The sequence below is a fragment of the Romboutsia sp. D33t1_170424_H2 genome (assembly GCF_015669105.1).
Lineage (GTDB): Bacteria > Bacillota > Clostridia > Peptostreptococcales > Peptostreptococcaceae > Romboutsia_C > Romboutsia_C hominis.
Genome location: NZ_JADOZQ010000016.1, coordinates 22,716 through 40,601, shown reverse-complemented (window position 1 = coordinate 40,601; position 17,886 = coordinate 22,716). Strand labels below are relative to the sequence as shown.

General features: G+C 28.0%; 17 protein-coding genes. All 17 read right to left on the bottom strand.

The window, feature by feature from the left end; all coding sequences use genetic code 11:
* Window positions 1-20: 20 nt before the first annotated feature.
* Entirely contained in the window at window positions 21-296 is a 276-nt protein-coding gene (gene pduA, locus I4U66_RS13100; protein WP_092925987.1) for a propanediol utilization microcompartment protein PduA, read from the bottom strand.
* Between the two features lie 3 nt (window positions 297-299).
* Entirely contained in the window at window positions 300-881 is a 582-nt protein-coding gene (locus I4U66_RS13095; protein WP_092925989.1) for a BMC domain-containing protein, read from the bottom strand.
* Window positions 882-977: 96 nt separating this feature from the next.
* Window positions 978-1,337 carry a glycerol dehydratase reactivase beta/small subunit family protein gene (locus I4U66_RS13090; protein WP_092925991.1) on the bottom strand — a complete coding sequence of 120 codons (360 nt, stop codon included), beginning with the start codon at window positions 1,335-1,337 and terminating at the stop codon, window positions 978-980.
* A 9-nt stretch (window positions 1,338-1,346) separates the two neighbouring features.
* On the bottom strand, window positions 1,347-3,158 hold the full coding sequence (locus I4U66_RS13085) for a diol dehydratase reactivase subunit alpha (protein ID WP_092925993.1): 1,812 nt from the start codon (window positions 3,156-3,158) through the stop codon (window positions 1,347-1,349).
* 21 nt (window positions 3,159-3,179) lie between these two features.
* Complete coding sequence (locus I4U66_RS13080; protein ID WP_195929189.1) at window positions 3,180-3,704, bottom strand: diol dehydratase small subunit; 525 nt, start codon at window positions 3,702-3,704, stop codon at window positions 3,180-3,182.
* Window positions 3,705-3,719: 15 nt separating this feature from the next.
* A complete protein-coding gene (locus tag I4U66_RS13075) occupies window positions 3,720-4,397 on the bottom strand; it encodes a propanediol/glycerol family dehydratase medium subunit (RefSeq protein WP_092925997.1) in 678 nt (225 codons plus the stop codon).
* Window positions 4,398-4,420: 23 nt separating this feature from the next.
* Complete coding sequence (locus I4U66_RS13070) at window positions 4,421-6,082, bottom strand: propanediol/glycerol family dehydratase large subunit (protein ID WP_195929187.1); 1,662 nt, start codon at window positions 6,080-6,082, stop codon at window positions 4,421-4,423.
* A gap of 26 nt (window positions 6,083-6,108) precedes the next feature.
* Entirely contained in the window at window positions 6,109-6,921 is an 813-nt protein-coding gene (pduB, locus tag I4U66_RS13065; protein WP_092926001.1) for a propanediol utilization microcompartment protein PduB, read from the bottom strand.
* Between the two features lie 36 nt (window positions 6,922-6,957).
* Window positions 6,958-7,236, bottom strand: a complete 279-nt coding sequence (gene pduA, locus I4U66_RS13060; RefSeq protein WP_092926003.1) for a propanediol utilization microcompartment protein PduA — start codon at window positions 7,234-7,236, stop codon at window positions 6,958-6,960.
* 290 nt (window positions 7,237-7,526) lie between these two features.
* Window positions 7,527-8,297 (bottom strand): hypothetical protein, encoded by a 771-nt coding sequence (locus I4U66_RS13055; RefSeq protein WP_195929185.1) that lies wholly within the window; start codon window positions 8,295-8,297, stop codon window positions 7,527-7,529.
* Between the two features lie 123 nt (window positions 8,298-8,420).
* A complete protein-coding gene (locus I4U66_RS13050; protein ID WP_092926007.1) occupies window positions 8,421-9,431 on the bottom strand; it encodes a phosphotransferase in 1,011 nt (336 codons plus the stop codon).
* Between the two features lie 33 nt (window positions 9,432-9,464).
* On the bottom strand, window positions 9,465-10,379 hold the full coding sequence (locus I4U66_RS13045) for a PocR ligand-binding domain-containing protein (RefSeq protein WP_195929183.1): 915 nt from the start codon (window positions 10,377-10,379) through the stop codon (window positions 9,465-9,467).
* A gap of 299 nt (window positions 10,380-10,678) precedes the next feature.
* Complete coding sequence (locus I4U66_RS13040; RefSeq protein WP_092926011.1) at window positions 10,679-10,894, bottom strand: GNAT family N-acetyltransferase; 216 nt, start codon at window positions 10,892-10,894, stop codon at window positions 10,679-10,681.
* Window positions 10,895-11,078: 184 nt separating this feature from the next.
* The gene (locus I4U66_RS13035) at window positions 11,079-12,125 is read right to left on the bottom strand and encodes an HD domain-containing phosphohydrolase (RefSeq protein ID WP_195929181.1); all 1,047 of its coding nucleotides are present in this window, start codon (window positions 12,123-12,125) and stop codon (window positions 11,079-11,081) included.
* 160 nt (window positions 12,126-12,285) lie between these two features.
* On the bottom strand, window positions 12,286-14,274 hold the full coding sequence (locus I4U66_RS13030) for an elongation factor G (RefSeq protein WP_092926015.1): 1,989 nt from the start codon (window positions 14,272-14,274) through the stop codon (window positions 12,286-12,288).
* A gap of 347 nt (window positions 14,275-14,621) precedes the next feature.
* Window positions 14,622-17,186: an ABC transporter permease gene (locus I4U66_RS13025; RefSeq protein ID WP_195929179.1), complete on the bottom strand. Its 2,565-nt coding sequence runs from the start codon at window positions 17,184-17,186 to the stop codon at window positions 14,622-14,624.
* The gene (locus I4U66_RS13020) at window positions 17,173-17,862 is read right to left on the bottom strand and encodes an ABC transporter ATP-binding protein (protein WP_195929177.1); all 690 of its coding nucleotides are present in this window, start codon (window positions 17,860-17,862) and stop codon (window positions 17,173-17,175) included. The genes I4U66_RS13025 and I4U66_RS13020 overlap by 14 nt, the downstream gene beginning before the upstream one ends.
* Between the last annotated feature and the right edge of the window lie 24 nt (window positions 17,863-17,886).

The window sequence follows — 17,886 nt, the reverse complement described above, 5'->3', positions numbered from 1 at the left end:
TTTAATCACCTATTTATATATTATTCTGATTTTGGTAATATCTTTTCAACATCAGTATGAGGTCTTGGTATTACATGCTTAGATACGAGTTCTCCTACTTTCTCAGCTGCTACTGCCCCTGCATCTACAGATGCCTTAACAGCTCCAACATCTCCTCTAACCATAACTGTAACTAATCCTGATCCTATCTTTTCATATCCTACTAGCTCAACATTTGCAGATTTAGTCATCGCATCTGCTGCCTCTATAGCACCTACTAATCCTTTAGTTTCTATTAATCCTAATGCCTCTCCCATTTTCTATTCCTCCTTAAAATCATTTAGTTCATTGTAGTGAATACAACTATTTTTTAATTCTCCTTTTTGTCTTTTACATTCTGGGTCTTTACATAAATTACAAATATAATTTTCTTTATTATTTAAATTGTTTTCTTCTATGGTATTTCCTAATTCTTCACTTTTTATATAATTTAAATCATCCTCTAGATTAACTATTTTTACATTTTCTACTATATCTTTAACTAATTCTTTATCATCTTCATTGTATAAATCTACATTTTCCTTAGACTGATTATCTATTTGTATTTCTTTATATCCTATAGTTTCTTTGTTATTAATTAATATATCTATTTCTTTACTTGGTCTAGGTATTATTTTATAGGAAAATACCTTGCTTATTTTATTGGCAGCAACAACAGAAGCTTCTATAGCTGCCTTAACAGCACCTACATTTCCCTCTATTTTTAATGTCGCCATACCTCCACCTTTCGAGAGCTCATATCCTATTAAATTAACATTTGCAGATTTTACACATACATCTGCTGCTTCTATACAAGCTGCAAGGCCAATTGTCTCTATAATTCCAATAGCTAATTGGGACATTTTACCCTCCCCCTAATCTAATGTTTAAGTAATATTTATAATAAATATAAAACTTTATACAATTGTTAGATAAACTATATGTATCTTATAAATATTTTAAAGTTCTTTGAAAGGTTTTTTTATGACTAATCTAGCTGCATTTTGACCTAGTGTTCTCATTATAGATTCTTTAGATGATATTTTTATAGTAAAAAGAGGACTATCTTTTTCTAGTTTATTATAGTGAAGTATTATAAAATCTTTATTTACTCCAATCCCCACTCCTAATATAGAGTCATTGCAGGCATTATAGCCTAATTTTATAACATCTTCTTCACAAATTCCTAAAATTTCATAAGGTACATTCTCTTCTTCTATGCCAAGTATAATTTCTCTAAATTTTAACTCATCTATTTGATTTTTGTTATAGTATATTTTTATACTTGGCTTTTTCGTAACACTTATATTCTTAGCCATAAAATTCACCTATTCTTCTTTTAAATGTAAAACAAGTCCTGTTGCAACTGCATTTCTAGGTCCTTCTACACCCCTGATATTTGCTCTTCCTGCAACTACATTATACTGAGATAATGCATTTGTAACTAATTGAGGAATCTCAAAATCAAGTGCACTTCCTCCAACCAAAACTACAAACGCTATATCTCTTACATTATTTGTTGGGCTTACCTTTTTTAGTGCTCTTATAGCATTTGTAACAAATACTCTTTCTTTAGCACTTTTTCTAATTAATTTTATTTTTTCTAGTGATTCATCTATTTCAATAGGAACCATACCTTCTGGTTTTAGTATTACAACCTTTGCAAATAATTTAGAATCTAATGCTTTGTTAAAAAACTCTACAGCTCCACTTTCATGTCTTATATTGAAAAGACTCTCTACCTTAGCTAATGGATACTTTTTTATGTCTTCTGCTAGTTCAAAATCATCTATTCCTAATTCTGATTTTATAAGCATAGTAACCATATTTCCAGCACCTGCTAAATGTATTGACTTTATTTCATTTTCTTTTGTAATTATAGAAGCATCCGTAGATCCTGCACCCATATCTAATATTGCAAGTGGTTTGTTACTTCCTGGAGTAGTTAATGCTCCACGAATTGCCATATCAGCTTCTACTCCACCTACATTGACATTTACCCCTAGGCTTTTTGTTAATTCATCTGCTATTTTTTGCATTTGAAGTTTATCAGCTTTTACCATAGCTGCTATTCCTACTGCATTTTCTAGTGAGAACTCATTAGCAATACCACCTTTTACAATCTGAGGAACAAAAGTATCTACAGATAGTAAGTCTTGTATTTTAATGTTTTTTGGGTGTTGATTTGTTAAATTAGACATAACATGCCTTACTTTTTCAAGCATTCCTCCCACATTAGTCCCAGGTTCTCCTTTAACATCACAAACAATATTTACGCTATTTATAGCATTCATAATTTTTTTAGCACCTTCATCAATTCCAACAAAAGCTTTTTTATTTAGTCCAACTATTTCAATATTTCCAGCAGGTATTTTTCTTTCTTTAACATCTCCCTTAGGAGTTTTTATAACAACTGCTGATCTGTTTCCAATTAATGCCCTAGCTATTGGAACAACATGTTTAGTTTCTTCTGAAGTTAGATTAAACAATGTTGCTATTCCATATGGATTAGATAATACTTCAACAACTCCTCCAATTGGTGCAACTTCTATGGCACACTTCATATTTAGAGGAACTTTTTCAACTAAACTAACCTCATCTACTATAGGAATTTTCTTGTTTAATCTATTATTAATTAGTACTCCATCATCTTTTTTTACTATAGCTCCATTTATATTTAATTTATCTGAATATAAATTTATTAATTTAGATGAAACTTCAAAGTCAAATTCTTTAGGTATAACAACTATTACATCTTTGTTCTTATCTACACTTTCTAATTTATCAATTTTTACAGTTTCACCAACACCAACTCCTACTCCACCTGGTGTTAAAGGGTTATGGCCTATCATTGTAGACTCTGTTATTATGGTTTCTGTTATAGTTTCCATAGCTACGTCTCCTATTACTGGAGCAGCTTCATTTACTCTGATTTCATCTAAATTTTCAATTTTTAAATTAGACTTATCTAAAGAATTTTTTAAAGATTTAAATACTCCATTTATATTTTTCATAGTTCCTTTAATTCCTGTTGTTTTAACTATAGAACTTGATAAAAATTCAATATTGTTTTCATCTATTTTTGCTAAGGCCACTTCAGTAGTAGCATTACCTATATCTATACCAGCTACTATCTTCATTTAATACCCTCCAAACTACTTTTACTCCACTACCTTTAACCTTCCTCTTTGTTCATAAACATTTGCAGCTTCTATAACAAACTCTGCATTTATAGCGCATCCATATTTATTTCTTAGTTCATCTGCTATATCATATAATTCTTGTTTAGTTGATCTATATGGTCTTAGTGCATCGTATATTTCAAGAATTCTATCATCTGGAACTACTATAAGTTCTGCTGCCTTTCTTAAGTTTTGAGCAAATGCATTTCTTCCAACAGATTCAGCTACTTGTGCTTGTAATTCTAAAGTTTCTTTAGATATTCTTATATCTTTAGATCCAATTTCACCTCTTATTACTTTGTCTAAAGTTACATCTGATAATTTTATTCCAGATTGTGATTTTATTTTTTCCGGTATTTTCTCTCCTAATGGATAATTAGCGCTTGTGACTTTATCACTTTTTAAAACATTTTTAACAGCATTTGAAACTTCATTTATATTAGTAGAGTTCATATTTTTTAGTACTTCCTCTACGATTTGTTTTATTAATAAATCTTGATTCATCATTACCCTCCTTGTTTATTTAAATGTTATCTTCAATTCTTGAGGTTTTTTGTTTCTATCAACATGTTCTGTTTCTTTTATATGTAAAAGTGCTGCAATTGCTTGATATTTTGGTCTTGCCATTTGGTCATTTTTCACTGGCACTGGAGCTGGTGATTCATTTTTAGCATATTTAGCTGCATTTTTACCTATTTGTCTAAATGTTTCTAAATCTATAAGTGGAGCTTGGGGGAATAATTCTAAGTTACTTAAAGGAAATAAATCCTTTTGATGTATTATTGTTGTACCTTTTGACTGTATACCTATTCCTATTCCTGAACCACTTAGTTTTGCTGCATCATGTGCTATAAAAGAAACATCAGACGTTCTATAAATTTTTGCTAGTCTATAAGTTAATCCTTCTTCTTCAATACCTGCTATAACTTCTTTTAATACTTTATCGTGTTCTATACCAACTATAGTTTTAGTTTGATGGTTAAAAAATGCTGGCGCTAAACCTATAACTACTTCATCGCTTCTAGTACCTTTTTTCAAATCTCCAACTTCTACTAGTTCTAATTTTTTATTATCATCAAATACTACATTTTCTTTCTTTTCTTCTTTTTTGCTATTGCACTCTACATTATCATTTTCTACCATTTCTTTTAATACTTCTTCTATTACACTTTTTAATAATTTCTCATCTATAGACACAATTTTCACCTCTTTTTCTATTTTTAGAAGTCTTCTGGACTTACTGCATTTTCAATATTTTTGATTTGTTCCCATCTTTCATCACTTATTTGATATCCAGTTTTTGGCCCTCTATAATCATTTGGATAGTTTACGGCACTTTTTACTTTAAAATCTTTGTCAAGTATAGCTGCTGTATGCAAATAATCCCCTGCTATTCTTTGCTTTAACATATTAAACACACTATCTGCTACATCTTCAAATCCACCTTTATAAAGTGCTTTAACTACATCTACCCCTGTAACTTCTTTGTTCATCATTTCTTCAGTAGCTTTTAAATCTTCAACTACATTTCTATTTGGCATATCCTTACTTCCATGTGCATAGGTTGCAGCAGTTACTTCTTCTTCTGTAACTTCTGGAAGATTTAATTCTTTAAATAATACTTGTATAACTCTAGCTGCCTTATTTCTAACTTTAACAACTTCATCTTCACTAACAGGCTTTAGACCGCCATCTATTTTTAAATCTCTTTGAATTATATTCCAATCATCATAATCTTCTGCATCCCAGTTAGAACCTGCAAACATATTATCATAATTTGGAGTTGCACTATATCCTGAACATATAAAATCTGTTCCTGGCACCATTTGCATTAAACTTCTTGCAACTCTTCTTAAATCAGAATGTGTAAATGTTTGGTCATTACTAGATGCACACTCAAGATCTAACATTGCAGCTATTAAGTTTTCTGCAAGTATAGCTCTAACTCCACTAGGTACTCCTGCTGGTACTCCAACACAACTTACTGAACCATTTTGTATTCCTTGAACTCCACAACCTTTAGTTAAGAATAGACATCTAGCTTCGAGATATAGCATTGACTTTCCTTCTGCGTATCCCATTTGAACTTCAGAACCTGTTCCTGATGTAAATCTCATTTTAAGTCCTCTTGATGCATATGAAGATGCTAGGAAACCTTTAGACCAAGGAGTATCATCTCCATCCATAAATACAGACTCTGTTCCATAGACAGATACAGTTTCAGCGTATCCTGTTAATCCTCTCATTCCTAATTTTAATTCTGTTGCTTCTTCAACAGCACATTGAGTAAGTATTCCAGGGCGACCTACTTGAGCTCCAACTAATAAAGCTAGGGCATTAAATGGAGCATATCTTGCTATACCTACTGTAGTTTCTTGTTCATCAAATCCTCTTAAAGCTGCTTCTGCTGCATCTGCTGAAATTTGAACTGGATGATCTTTTACATTAGTAACATGACATTGATTTGAAGGCATCTTTCTAGCTCTCATCTTTGTCATTGACATCATCATTTCAAGTACATTCATCTGGCTTACAACTTCAACTATCTTAGCTGGAGTCATAGCAGTTGTAAGTTTTACTATTTCTTCTCTTCCAACATTTATATCAACAAGCATTCTAGCTAATTCTAATGAATCCATGTTTAAAACTTCTTCTGCTCTTTCTAAATTTATAGCATGATCTGCTATAAAAAAGTCTAGCATATCAAAGTCTTCTCTTTTCTTTCCATCTAATTCTATTACTATTTTATTTTCTATTTTTATACTAGGTGTTGGGTCATTTGGTCCATCCATTGCTATAAGACCAACTTCTGGCCACTCCTTTACAAAACCATCTTGGTTTACTGGTCTATTTTTTAAAACTTCAAAACGTTTAGATTTCAATGTATTCACTCCCCTTATTTAAAATCTTATATGTATGGTATTGTTGATGACTTTAATTCTTCATTACTTAAAGTTGATAATAATTGCTTTCCTACTTCCCTTGCTGCTATTATAGACTGTCTAACAGCTCCTGAATCTCCTGAGAATGTAAGAATTACTTCGTTTGAGTAACTAGTTCCACCATTTCCTGGAGTTGAATATCCTACAACATCAACATTAGCGGCTTTTACAGCAGTATCTGCAAGTAATACTCCAATAGCAGCTGGTGCTCCAACTGTTATCCCAAAAGATTTTCCAATAGGTGCTCCAAACGCTTTATTAAGAGCATAGCTAGCCCTTGCTGTGTATTGGAATTCTAAATGTCCTGCGCTACTTCCATAAACATCACCAAAAGTTCTTTCTAATTCATTTAATGTAACTTCAACAGCTCTTCTAGCATCTGATACATCTTCTGCACCAAATATTATTAAAGAACCATGTCCTGCTCCACCTTCTGTATCTCTAGGAAGCTCTATTAACAATATTTCACTATTAGTTGCCTTTACAGCCTCATCTGCTGCAAATATATGAGGTCCAGCCCCTGTTCTTCCACCAACTATCCCTATTGATCTATATTTTTTATCTATATTCATTAACTCGTGTAAGTTATAATCTACATTAGCTATAACAAGACCTATAGTGTTTCCTATTGCTGTTCCTACAAACTCTGTTAAGCTACAGCTATTAGGCTCTTCATATTTAGCTTCTTCTACTGTTTCTTCTTTAACTTCTAACTTTGGAGTTTCTCCCATTTTCTTCATTACTTCATCCATTATTTTTGACATTAAATCTTCTTTCATGAAAATTTCCCCCTTAACCTAAATTCTTATTTAATATTAGTTATTGCTTGGTAATATCTTTTCAACATCTGTATGTGGTCTTGGTATTACATGAACTGATACAACTTCTCCAACTTTCTCTGCTGCTACTGCTCCTGCATCTACAGATGCTTTAACAGCTCCTACATCTCCTCTTACCATTACTGTTACTAACCCTGAACCTATTTTTTCATATCCTACTAGTTGTACATTTGCTGATTTTACCATAGCATCAGCAGCTTCTATTGCCCCTACTAGTCCTTTTGTTTCAACCATTCCTAAAGCTTCTTTTTGCATAATGGGAGTACCTCCAAAAATTATTCTTGTTCTTATTTAAATTCTAGTATACTTTTATGGAAATATTTTATTTAAATAGTACAAATTTTAAGACTTTTTAAATATTTTTATGATAAATTTTATCTTAATAGGATAATTTTTTGTACTATATTTTTCTTTACATTTTTAATTTAATATTAATACAAAAAAATAGTAAGGAATTATCCTTACTATTTTTTATATTCTAATAATTTATCTATTATTTCTTCTTGTTCTTTCAAATCTTTATTCCTCTTATAAAGTTGTATACCCTATTCCATATTTTTATAATAACTTAAAGATATATTATTAGATTCAATATCTTCAATTATTACACTTTCAGCCTTATTTATCTTTTCGTCAAATACTAAATTTAAATTTAAACCATCCTTATTTAAAGAATAAGATACTAAATTTTCATTATCATTACTAACAAATCCATCTATTTTTTTTAACTTATCATCTATTATTTTTCCTAACTCTAGAGAACTATCTTCCTCTATACTTTCTGCTACTTTATAATATGCTTCATACAAACTACTTTTATTTTCATTTAGTAAGTTTACTAATTCCTTTTGTTCTTGTACGCTTTCTGGATACATCTGAAAACTTAATATTCCATTTGCTTCTAATATGTCTTGATAATAAACTTCTACATAAGTTTCTTCTTTATCTTCCTTAGTTATAATATATGAAGCAAATTTTATATCTTCTAAACTTTCTTTTTTATCATTATCTAAATAAGAAACACTAAGAGATTTATTACCTTCTTTGAATGTATAAATTTTAGTTGAATAATCTTTTTGTTCTCCATTTTCACCAGTTAAATATACAATTCCATCTGAAATATCTACTGTTTTATCCTTAAGCCTTTCTTCTAAATCCACAGCTTTTATTTCATTACTATTTTGTTCACTTTTTACAACTTCAAAGTATGTATTTTTTAAGATTTCTTTATTTTCTATTGTGCTAGTGCATCCTGTAATAAGTAAACTAAATATAGTTGTAAGTCCTATTATTTTAACATGTAAACCTTTTACCACATCTATTCCCCACTTTTTATTTAGTTTATTATTTCTTAATTAAATTGTTTTATATTTCATGTATCCACATTTATTTCAACTTTCATAAAGGTTACTTTTCCTACCAATTATACTCTACTATATCTATAAGTCTATTAATGCACTTTTAAGATTCTCTATCCAATAATATATATTTAAATACTCATATTTATCTTCTAAATTTGAATTAGCTAATAATGATACTAAATACATTTTGCAGGAAGCTAAAATTCCAACTTTCAATAAAGTGTCCCATGTTCTTCTAGTTAATTTATATCCAATATAATTTTCTAAATTCATTTTATAATAATTTAGTAGTATAGTTTTATCAAATTTAACATTTACAGATGTCATAAGATACCAAAATACATCTAATGTACAAGGTCCACATCCACTATTAGCCCAGTCTATAATTCTTATATCATTTTGATTTATGTAAAGTGTATTATCTGGTCTATAATCTCCATGCAAAAAGGTTTTAGGATAATAAGAAAATATACTATCTATTTCCTTTATTTCATCATATTTATTAAATAAATTTTCTCCTAAAATATCTTTTAATATTATTTCTCCTTTTTGATAATTTTCTTTAAACTCTTCAACTTCACTTACTTTAGTCTTTGTTAAAAAATTACAATATTCATCTACATTTAATAACTCCTTATAATTTGTTACGTCATGTTCTTTAAATTTAGAGTGGAATTTCGCTAAGTTATTTAAATAGTAAAGACACTCTTTCTCTGAGTTATTTGTTTTTTTGTATACAGACATATCATTCATAAGTATTGCATAGCTATTATCCCCTATGTAATAACCTAAATAAATGTCATTTATAAACTCTTCTAATTTTGAATATATATCATCTTTAAATATATCTAATTCTCTGCCTTCATCTTTATTTACTTTTGCTAGCCAATCTTCCTTTAAATTATTTATTTTTAGATATAGGCTTTTTTTATCTTGTCTAGAAAATAATGTAATTTTATATATTTTAGCTCCTGATAAACCGTTTGTTTTTATATTTTCTAACTTTATATCTCGTAAACCAGGTAGTATTTGCATTAAATAATCCTTACTTAGAAGATCTTTTATTGATTCTTTTTTTAATACACTCAAAAAATTCCTCCTTTAGGTATCTATTTGATCATTCTATAATGTGTTCCTATACTCACTAGGTGTTAAACCTACTATTTTTTTAAAAACTTTACTAAAATAGTTAGGTTTATTAAAAGATAAATCTATAGATATATTTAGAATAGGTGTATCTGTATCTTTTAACATTTCTTTTGCTAATGCTATTTTTTTATTTGTTATATAAGTTATAAAGTTTATACCAATATCTTTTTTAAAAGTCTTACTCAGATAATTTGGACTTAGATTTATATGATTTGCTACCTCCTCTAGTGTAATATTTTTTTTTATGTTTGAATGAATATAATTTAGTGCTTTGTGTATTTCTTCAGAGTATTGTTCACTCTCTAAATTATATTCCTTTATTAATTCAATATTAGTAGCTCTATCTATTTTAGCTTTATTGCTATTAAAATCAGAATTTATTTTGACTATATCTTTATTTAAAATATAATTTGATATTTGGTACATAAGATCTGCTGCATATTTGACTTCTTCATAAGTCTTTATCTTTATATCTTTATAATATTTAGATAATTCTTCATTATATTTATCCTTTAAAACATTGTTTTCTTCTTTTAAATCTTCTTTTAATCTTACTTGACCTCCTAATATTGCTCCTATATATGTATTATTTGCCATTATAGATATAGCAAAGTCTACTAATCCTGCATGACACTTGTATATATGTGGCTTTTTTGTAATAGCTGATTGTACCCCTCCATATGCATCACATTTATAACACTTTCCTTTTAATTCCTCATTATTTCTTATATATGTACAAAATTTAGTGAAATTACTTTCTTTTGTTATAGGTTCACCTTTATAGTCTACTATAACTGCTCCCATACCAAGTGAATTTGCAAAGCTATCTTGGATATTTTGGAGAACTTCAATTTGAGCATACTCTTCTAGTTCAAAAAACTTCTCCATTAAACTCCCCCTTAAATTATTATTCCTAATTTATAATTTATATTATTTAATTATATATATTTCTACTTATATTTGTTAAACCCTATCATAAAATACATTTTATTTTTTAGTAAACAAGTTAAATATATTTCTAAATTATTTTAACTGTTATTATAATACCTTTATGACAATATCTAAAATAAATATCTTACTTGTACAATAAAATAGAGCAATAGTTTTTACACTATTACTCAACTTAATTCTTAGTATATATAAAATTATTCATATAACTATATATTTCTAATTAGATAAATTGTAATTTATATAATACCTTTTATTTGTTTCCATTCGTCTTCTAGTATTGCCATCAGAATATCATTAGCATATTCTTTGCCATTCCAAACTGCATCTCTCAATACGCCTTCTCTTTTAAATCCAGCAGCCAAATATGCTTTTTCAGCACGAGAATTAAATGAATAAACATCTAGTTCTAAGCGATGAAGATTTAATTTTTCAAATGCAAAATCTCTTGTCATTTTTATAACCTAAGACCCTATGCCTTTTCCACATTCGTCATAATGAAATATTCCAATTCAATAATTGGCACTTCTATTATACTTTCACCAATAATTCTTCCATCAGGTGAAATAATTAAAAAGTCATATCTATCTTCTACACATTTTTTGAAAAATTCAACCACTTCATCGTGATCAAATTTTACTATAAAATCTGTCTTGCTAACTCAAACTCAGAATTTATTTCTTCAAATACTTCAGTTATAACAGGATCAAAAGCTATCCCCTTACCATCTAATATAATTTCAACTGCTTTGTCATGTGTAAAAGCTTCTTTATAAGGTCTCTTTGTTGTTAGCGCATCATAAACATCTGATATTGCCATTACTCTAGCGCTAAGTGGTATTTCTTCTTCCTTTAATCCATCTGGATAACCTGTTCCATTCCACTTTTCATGATGAGATTGCGCCATATCCTTCGCTATATATAAAAAACTTTCTCCATCAGTTTGATTTATCATCCTTTGAATAGTCTCTCCTCCAAGTTTACTGTGAGTTTTCATAAACTCAAACTCTTTTTCATCTAAATAACCATTTTTAAGTAAAGTTTTATCATTTATACCTATTTTACCTACATCATGAAGTGGAGCTGAACGTATCATATCCTTTACATAATCTTTGCTTAATATATCACTATATATATTTCTTTCTACCAAAGCTTTAGTTAGTATTTCTACATACTTTGCAGTTCTTTTAACATGACCCCCAGTATTTTCGTCCCTACACTCAACAAGCTCTGCGATGGATATCATCATAACATCTTGGAGATGTTCTATCATCTCGGTTTTTTCTATTACTTTTTTTTCTAAATCTATCCTATAGTCATATAATTCTAGATGCATCTTTATACGACTTATCATAATTTGAGGAACAAATGGCTTTCTAATAAAGTCTATAGCTCCTTTTTCAATGCCTTTTAATTCACTTTCTATATCTACTTGTGAGGTTAGAAATATTACTGGTATATCAACTAAATCTTTATTAGATTTTATCTTTTCTAAGGTTTCATACACATCCATATCTGTCATATTTATATCTAATAATATTAAGTCTGGTTTGTTTTTAGTTAGAAACCTTAAAGTCTGTACACCAGATGTAAGTAAGCTAACTTTGCAATGTGGTTTTAAAATTTGTTCTGCTCTTTTTAAATTTGTTACGCTATTATCTACGATCAATATATGCTTATTTTTCATAAGTTCTCCCTTTTAATCTTTTATATTCCTTTATATTATACTATCATTCATTAGCCTTTCTAATATTTCAATTTAAATTTTTTCTATTGTAAAATATTAAAAATAAAACTAATATATTTCTTAATAATAGTTAACCTTAAATGTTATTTACTATTATTCATTATTTTATACAATGCATGTGAAGCTTAGCCTCACTTCCTTTTACAACATAACCTTGTCCCTTTGAACAAAATATAGAGTTTGATGTATATTCATTATCACTATTTTTATCATAAGACCTGTGTTCTAAGACATAGTCAGAATTATGACACCTATCATATCCATCAAATATGAAGCTAACACTTGAACTTCCCTTACTAAAAGCAGATAACCCTAAGCTATAATCCATAAAAGTAGCAACAGGCCCTCTACCTTCTATGGTTACTAAATTTTCATTGATAATCGGCGTTTCAAATTCTCCATTCATTTTTTGAATATCTGATATGATTCTTCCCATATAATCTAAGTTTGTCTCAATTTTAAACTTATAGTATGGCTCAAGTAATACATTTTCAACTTTTTCTAATCCTTGTCTTAATGCTCTTAAAGTAGCTTGTCTAAAATCTCCACCACTAGTATGCTTTTTATGTGCTCTACCAGTAAGCAAAGTTATATTTAAATCAACTAATGGGTATCCACCTAATATTCCTCTATGCTCTTTTTCAAATATATGAGTTTTAACTAAATTTTGATGACCTATGGCTAAATCATCTACATGTGCTTTGCTATTAAAAGTGATACCTAAATTTCTAGTATTTGGTTCTACTAGCAAATGAACTTCTGCATAATGACCAAGTGGCTCAAAGTGACCATATCCTATAGTACTTTTTAATATACTTTCTTTGTATAGTATTTCACATTTTCCAAAGTCTACATCTAAGTTAAATCTTTCTTTTATTACTTCTTTTAAGATTTCTAATTGAATTTTTCCCATTACATGTATGTGTATTTCTTTAAGATTTTCATCCCATAAAACATTTAATGCAGGTTCTTCTTTATTTAACATCTCAAAAACACTTAATACTTCTTTTATGTTTAATAGACCATCAAATATAACCTTTGATTTTAATGTTGGAGTCATTTCATATTTGGTTTTTATATTATAAATTTTCTCTATTTCGTCTTTTTCAAAACCATGTTCCATTATGAAATCTCCTGCTACAGTATTATTTAAACCGCTTACAACAAATAATTCTCCACAATTAGCCTCATTTACAGCTTCAAATTTGTTAGAATTGTATTTTCTTATGTTATTTATCTTTTCAGTTATTATTTCTTCATTAACTTTATATAAAACTTCATTTTTCACTTTAATACTTCCTTGTAGTGCTTTTATATAAGTTAATTTATTTTTATTGTCATCATGTTTTATCTTATATACTTTACCTATAAATTTTTCTTCTAACTTGTAATTTGTATATGTTAAAAAATCTAGCTTTTCTAGGAAATTATCTATTCCTATATCATTAAGAGCTGACCCACTTAATAGTGGATATATTTTTGATTCCTTTATCATTTCTTTGAAATTTTTAATCCAAAGATTGTAGTCATAGTCATCATTTAAATATTTTTCAAATAATTCATCATCTCTTTCAGCAATAAATTCTATAAGCTCTTCACTTAAAGTATTAGTTATATTAATATTAGTTATATCTATAGCATCTTTAGTTAAGCTATTTTGTATATCTTTTATCACTAAGTTTAAATTAGAGCTTTCTCTATCCATTTTATTTACAAAAAATATTATAGGAACTTTGTATTTATTAAGTAGTCTAAATACTGTTTTTGTATGTGATTGTATTTTATCTACTCCACTTATTATTATAACTGCGTAGTCCATTATAGATATAGACCTTTCCATATCTGGTGAAAAATCTATATGTCCTGGTGTATCTATTAAGTAATATTTAGAATTGTTGTAATTAAACATTCCTTGTTCTGAAAATATTGTTATACCTCTTTGCTTCTCTATGTTATGATTATCTAAAAATGTATCCTTATTATCTACTCTGCCTCTATTTCTAATTGCATTTGTATGATATAGTACTTGTTCACAAAATGTAGTTTTACCAGCATCAACATGAGCTAATACCCCTATTGTCTTATTCATATGTCTCTCCTATTTATATAAATATCAATATTATCCTTAATTATAATAACATTATGTTTTTTAATTTTATAATTTATATTTTATCATATTTAGTAGTTTTGTAGTATTAGTCATATTTTTTAATAGATTTACGCTTTTGATATAATTCTAATTGCTTTTCTCATACTGATTTAATCAATTAAATATACATAAGTAAGTCTATGTTTTTATAAATATTAAAAAGAGCAATAAATTTTATATTATCGCTCTTTTATATCATAATTTAGTAAAATTTATAATTTTTAAAATTCTAATAAAAATCAATTTGATGGAGAGAATATAATATTCTCTCCATTTTCATATAAATATTATTCACTTACCCTAATTCTTTCTACTATACTTTCTTTAGAAGTTATTTTGTAAACAATTAAGGGAACAGTTACACTTACTAAAAGTACTAACACTATACACATTGCTAAAGCTTCTATTGGATAGGTATATACAGAATATCTAAGCTTCATAATATTAAATCCTAGAAAAGTAGATAAACTACCTAAAGTAAGATTTACAAAGGTTATTATAACTCCATAATACATACCTTCTAGTGCTAACATCTTTTTAAGCTGTTTTTTAGTCATTCCTACTGCTTCTAGCATTGCAAATTCTTGATTTCTTGACATTATATTCGTTACCATAGTATTTATAAAATTTAAAAATCCAATTAATCCTATTATAAACACTCCACTCATTCCTATAATAGTTATTGTAACTTGATTTTCTTTAGCTTCTTCTATATATGTTCTTTTTGAAGAAATATGAGTATATGGATTAGAGTACTTTTCATTTAATTTTTCTATATTCTTTTCAACTTCATCTACGTTTTCATCTACATTAACTACTACATTTTGTACATATGATTTTGGTACTATTTTTTTATAGTCATCTTCATTTACATATACATCCATGTTGAAGTTTTCTCCTGCACCAATTATTGCCATTACCTCAAATTCATTCTCTGTATATCCTTCTTCTATAGTATTTCCTTTAAGGTATTTTAACTTAATCTTATCTCCTACTTTTATTTTGCTATTTTCATGTCCTCTAATTATTATATATCCACCTTTGTTAAACTTTTCTATATCTAACTTTCCTTCTATTATATTTCCATCACTATAATAATCTAACATATTATTTGCTATCATTTCTTTAATTATTTTCCCTGAAGACACTCCGCTTATATCTAATGTTACACTTTTGTTAGTAGCTGCAATTTCTCTATAATCATACCCTTGCCAAAATCTTTTTACATGATCTTCATTTATTGGTTGGCTTAGTAATTCTTCTTTTATTGCTCCTTCATAGGCTACAAGCCCTAAATAATCTTTATATATTTTCTCTACACTTTTTACCCCATCTAAATTTTTAACATCTTTTATAAATTCTTCATCTATTGGTATGATATTTTCATGTATCCTTGAGTTTTGTGCTTCTCCATGTTGTATTTCTATATCACCTAACATCATACCTTCTGCTGCTCTTTTAGGGTCTGAACTACTTATTATAGTTGATACACTTAAAAATATCATACAACTTAAAGACATAGACGTTAAAACTAATAATGCTTTTTTCTTATTTCTAAACATATTTGAAAGTGCCATTTTATGAATTTTAGAACCACTCTTACCTTTTTTTGCTTTACGTTTTATATTACTATCTCTATCACTATATCTTGTAGCATCTACTTCAGATACACTACTTGCAAGTTTTGCAGGTTTCATACAAGATATTCTTACTGTTATATATGAGAATATAATAGCACCTATAAATATAGCAGGATTGCTTGAATCTATTGATTTTAAACTTGATATAGTAGTAAATTTCATAGCCATAGGAAGTAATATCTTTCCTATTATAACTCCTAAAAATAGTCCTATTGGTATTGCTATTAATGATAATCTATTAGCTTGATTTATTATTAATTTTTTTAATTGTTTTGGTGATGTTCCTATAGTTTTAAGAAGTCCATAGTGTTTTATGTCTTTTACTACTGATATATAGAATATATTATATATTAAAAGATAACCACTTGTAAGTATTACAATTACTAATAAAATTACTGGAAGAGCATTTCTTATAAATTCACTAGTATTTGTTACTTGATTATCTAAAAATGCTGGATTTACACTATATTTCCCTGAATATGGCTTAATTTCATTAATTAAACCTTCAATTTGTTTTTCTAAGTTTTTATCATTTTTAAAATTAAAAGTTATACATAAAGGACCTATTTCATTATCTTTTTTATATTCATTGTAAAAATCATCACTTATATATATATCATGAAGTGGAATAGCTGTTGCTGTTTTGTATGTAAAATATCCACTTAATTTAAATTTATATGTTTTATTTTCTCCAGTATAAGTGCCATCTTTAGCTGCTGGAATATCTATATTTACTTCAGTGCCTATTTTGTGAGGTAGTTTTAACATATCTAATACTTCTGTTGGCATAACTATATCTTCTTTAGACTTTGGTAAACTCCCCTTTATCATCTCTGTATTGATAGCATTTTTTACACTTTGACCGTCATAAACTGCTAGATTTACAGTTTGAGTTAAAAACTCTGGATTTTTAGCACTATCAATATTTTTAATTATACCTATACTATTTTTGTCTACACTTTCATCATTTTTTATTATATCTATCTGACTTTTATCTACATCTTGCATCTGTACGTGAGAACTTGTTCCATATTCCATCATCATATAACTATTAAAAGCATCCATCATAGATACTCCTACTGTAAATAGCGATGTAAATAAAACTGTAGCTAATGTTATAGCTATAATAGATATAATATTTCTAATTTTATTAACTTTAAAGCTTCTTTTACTTATCTTTTTTATAATTTTTTGATTGTTATTTTGTAGCATGGCTTTCACCTCTAATTACAACTTTTCCATCCTCAATTCTTATAATTCTATCTGCCATTTGTGCTATTTGTTCATTGTGAGTTATCATTATTATAGTTTGGCTAAATTTATTACTAGTTACTTTTAAAAGTCCTAGTACATCTTGCTCAGTTTTACTATCTAAATTTCCTGTTGGCTCATCTAGTAGTATTATAGATGGTTTTGTTGCTAGTGCTCTTGCAATTGCAACTCTTTGCTGTTGTCCACCTGATAAGTTGTTAGGTAGGGCATCTACCTTCTTACTAAGTCCTAATATGTTTATTATTTCATCTATATATTCACTATCTACGCTACATCCATCAAGTTCTATTGGTAGTACTATATTTTCATAAACATTAAGTATAGGAACTAGATTGTAGTTTTGAAATACAAATCCAACATTACGTCTTCTAAATATTGTAAGTTCCTCATCATTCATTTTAAATATGTTATTGTTTTCAATTACCACTTCTCCTTCACTAGGTCTATCAAGTCCTCCTAACATATGTAATAATGTACTTTTACCACTTCCCGACGTACCTACTATAGCAACAAATTCTCCTTTATTTATACTTATATCAACCCCATCTAATGCTTTTACTATGTTTTCTCCTGTTCCATAGTACTTTTTCAAACTTTTACTTTCTAATATTTTCATTTAATTAAAATCCCCTTTTGATTT

Coding starts and splice junctions, on each gene's coding strand:
- pduA (WP_092925987.1), bottom strand. CDS start 296: ATGGGAGAGGCATTAGGATTAATAGAAACTAAAGGATTAGTAGGTGCT.
- I4U66_RS13095 (WP_092925989.1), bottom strand. CDS start 881: ATGTCCCAATTAGCTATTGGAATTATAGAGACAATTGGCCTTGCAGCT.
- I4U66_RS13090 (WP_092925991.1), bottom strand. CDS start 1,337: ATGGCTAAGAATATAAGTGTTACGAAAAAGCCAAGTATAAAAATATAC.
- I4U66_RS13085 (WP_092925993.1), bottom strand. CDS start 3,158: ATGAAGATAGTAGCTGGTATAGATATAGGTAATGCTACTACTGAAGTG.
- I4U66_RS13080 (WP_195929189.1), bottom strand. CDS start 3,704: ATGAATCAAGATTTATTAATAAAACAAATCGTAGAGGAAGTACTAAAA.
- pduB (WP_092926001.1), bottom strand. CDS start 6,921: ATGAAAGAAGATTTAATGTCAAAAATAATGGATGAAGTAATGAAGAAA.
- pduA (WP_092926003.1), bottom strand. CDS start 7,236: ATGCAAAAAGAAGCTTTAGGAATGGTTGAAACAAAAGGACTAGTAGGG.
- I4U66_RS13045 (WP_195929183.1), bottom strand. CDS start 10,379: ATGGAGAAGTTTTTTGAACTAGAAGAGTATGCTCAAATTGAAGTTCTC.
- I4U66_RS13040 (WP_092926011.1), bottom strand. CDS start 10,894: ATGACAAGAGATTTTGCATTTGAAAAATTAAATCTTCATCGCTTAGAA.
- I4U66_RS13035 (WP_195929181.1), bottom strand. CDS start 12,125: ATGAAAAATAAGCATATATTGATCGTAGATAATAGCGTAACAAATTTA.
- I4U66_RS13030 (WP_092926015.1), bottom strand. CDS start 14,274: ATGAATAAGACAATAGGGGTATTAGCTCATGTTGATGCTGGTAAAACT.
- I4U66_RS13025 (WP_195929179.1), bottom strand. CDS start 17,186: ATGCTACAAAATAACAATCAAAAAATTATAAAAAAGATAAGTAAAAGA.
- I4U66_RS13020 (WP_195929177.1), bottom strand. CDS start 17,862: ATGAAAATATTAGAAAGTAAAAGTTTGAAAAAGTACTATGGAACAGGA.